The following is a 2,308-nucleotide window of genomic DNA, read 5'->3' as shown; positions in this document are numbered from 1 at the left end:
AACGATGTGCACTAGATGTCGGGGGAATCGACCCCTCCGGTGTCGCAGCTAACGCATTAAGTGCACCGCCTGGGGAGTACGATCGCAAGGTTGAAACTCAAAGGAATTGACGGGGGCCCGCACAAGCGGTGGAGTATGTGGTTTAATTCGATGCAACGCGAAGAACCTTACCTGGCCTGGAATTGCAGCTGCTCAACCCCTGAAAGGGGGTCTCCTTCGAGGGTGCTGCAGAGGTGCTGCATGGCTGTCGTCAGCTCGTGTCGTGAGATGTTTGGTTAAGTCCAGCAACGAGCGCAACCCTTACCGTTAGTTGCCATCAGGTCGAAAGATGCTGGGAACTCTAACGGGACTGCCCAGGTTAACTGGGAGGAAGGTGGGGATGACGTCAAGTCCTCATGGCCCTTACGGCCAGGGCTACACACGTACTACAATGGACGGTACAGAGGGTCGCAAAGCCGCGAGGTGGAGCCAATCCCATAAAGCCGTCCCCAGTTCAGATTGTAGTCTGCAACTCGACTACATGAAGGTGGAATCGCTAGTAATCGCCGATCAGCACGCGGCGGTGAATACGTTCCCGGGCCTTGTACACACCGCCCGTCACACCATGGGAGCCGGTAGCACCCGAAGTCGCCAAGCTAACCGCAAGGAGGCAGGCGCCGAAGGTGAGATCGGTGACTGGGGTGAAGTCGTAACAAGGTAGCCGTACCGGAAGGTGCGGCTGGATCACCTCCTTTCTGGAGAAGAAGTTTATGCGCCCCTCCGGACCAAACCGGAATTCCGTGTAAACTTCAGGTCGATAGAAGTGGCTTTCGTTTTTCGCCTGACCCGCGCAATTGTCAAATTATTTGAGATTTGAAATTTGAAATTTGAAATTTATTGATTACCGTCTTCTCTGAAGGTAAATCTTAAATCTCAAATCTTAAATCTCAAATCACCGGGGCCTGTAGCTTAGGTGGTTAGAGCGCGTCCCTGATAAGGACGAGGTCACTAGTTCGAGTCTAGTCAGGCCCACCGACGGGCTCAGATGGAGTGACAGGGCCCCGTTCGTCAATCCTTGCGCCCGAATAATCTTCACGTAGGACAGGCCGCTGAGCTTGTTTGACAACGTGTAGGACAGGCCGCCGAGCCTGTCGAATTTAAGGCGCAAGGGGAATTAGCTCAGTTGGGAGAGCGCCGGCTTTGCAAGCCGGAGGTCACCGGTTCGAACCCGGTATTCTCCACCAAGATCGTCATACGGATCGTCAAATGTCAAAATACGCATACACTGACTACTTTTTAAAGGAAGTGTTGCGTAAGCGCCCTTACATCAAGAGGGAGTGGTGCGAAGAGGTAGTATCGCATCCGATCAGGTGGGAGCGACAGGAAGATAACCGGTGGCGGTTCTGGGGACAGGTTGAGGAGTTGGATCGAAGGATACTGGGAGTCGTTACTCTGGATGACAGGACGACTATCCACAACGCCTTTCCTGATAGGGGATTCAAGTTATGAAACTCAACTACTATTCGGAGACGGATTCTCTTTACATCGACCTTTCGGAAGCGGTTAGCGCCGAGAGTCGAGAGGTGTCTGAAGGGATCACGCTCGATTATGACGAAGTTGGGAATTTGGTCGGGATAGATATCGATAACGCCAGTCGCAAGTTGAACCTTCGTGAAATTACGATGACAAATATACCGGCAGGTGTACTCAAAGCGACTGCGTAGCTTCTGGTAAATTAGCTTAGTCTGGCAGAGCGTCGGCCATATAGTTAACGCCGAAGACACGGTTCGAACCCGGTATTCTCCACCAGGGTTTTAGGGCAGCGCAACGGAGACCTTGATGAAAATCGAGGGCTTTGAATGGGAGGATGCAAAGGCGGCATCAAATCGTCGAAAGCACGGAATCGAATTTGACGAAGCTTCTACCGTGCTGGCCGATCCCTATGCAGTCACCCTTTATGATGGAAAGCATTCGTCCGGCGAAGACCGATACATCACGTTGGGATTTACCGGAACAGGAAGGTTGGTCGTGCTACTGCATACCGACCGAGGCGAAAATCAGCGCCTGATCAGCGCAAGAATAGCCACCAAGCTTGAAATCAAATCCTATGAAGAAAACCGCGATAGATTGTCCCGAAGATGAGCTCCTTCCCGAATACGACTTCAGTAAAGGGGAGACCGGCAAATTCTATGGGAGATATGGCAAGACGCTCAGCGTTGCGCTTCTTGAGCCAGATGTTCACGCCATGTTCCCCAACTCCGAGGCTGTCAATCGGGCGCTGAGGGCGGTGGGAGAGTTGGTGAAAGCCGCTAAACCGCGGCGGAAGAAG

4 protein-coding genes, 3 tRNA genes and 1 rRNA gene are annotated in these 2,308 nt (G+C 52.7%); all 8 read left to right on the top strand.

The window, feature by feature from the left end:
- Positions 1-739, top strand: a 16S ribosomal RNA gene (locus FJY67_12100); the annotation flags it as partial.
- A 198-nt stretch (positions 740-937) separates the two neighbouring features.
- Positions 938-1,014: transfer RNA gene (locus FJY67_12095), tRNA-Ile, on the top strand.
- Positions 1,015-1,147: 133 nt separating this feature from the next.
- Positions 1,148-1,223, top strand: a tRNA-Ala gene (locus FJY67_12090).
- Positions 1,224-1,245: 22 nt separating this feature from the next.
- Complete coding sequence (locus FJY67_12085) at positions 1,246-1,488, top strand: hypothetical protein (protein MBM3330186.1); 243 nt, start codon at positions 1,246-1,248, stop codon at positions 1,486-1,488.
- A complete protein-coding gene (locus FJY67_12080; GenBank protein ID MBM3330185.1) occupies positions 1,485-1,703 on the top strand; it encodes a DUF2283 domain-containing protein in 219 nt (72 codons plus the stop codon). The genes FJY67_12085 and FJY67_12080 overlap by 4 nt, the downstream gene beginning before the upstream one ends.
- Before the next feature lie 5 nt (positions 1,704-1,708).
- Positions 1,709-1,788 (top strand) — tRNA-OTHER (locus FJY67_12075).
- Positions 1,789-1,818: 30 nt separating this feature from the next.
- Positions 1,819-2,121: a BrnT family toxin gene (locus tag FJY67_12070; protein ID MBM3330184.1), complete on the top strand. Its 303-nt coding sequence runs from the start codon at positions 1,819-1,821 to the stop codon at positions 2,119-2,121.
- Positions 2,087-2,308: hypothetical protein (locus FJY67_12065; protein ID MBM3330183.1), on the top strand; the 222-nt coding region annotated here is incomplete at its 3' end. The genes FJY67_12070 and FJY67_12065, both read left to right, overlap by 35 nt.

The organism is Calditrichota bacterium (assembly GCA_016867835.1).
Taxonomy (GTDB): domain Bacteria; phylum Electryoneota; class AABM5-125-24; order Hatepunaeales; family Hatepunaeaceae; genus VGIQ01.
The sequence above is the reverse complement of the archived record's forward strand: the minus strand, read 5'-3'. Positions and strand labels throughout refer to the sequence as shown.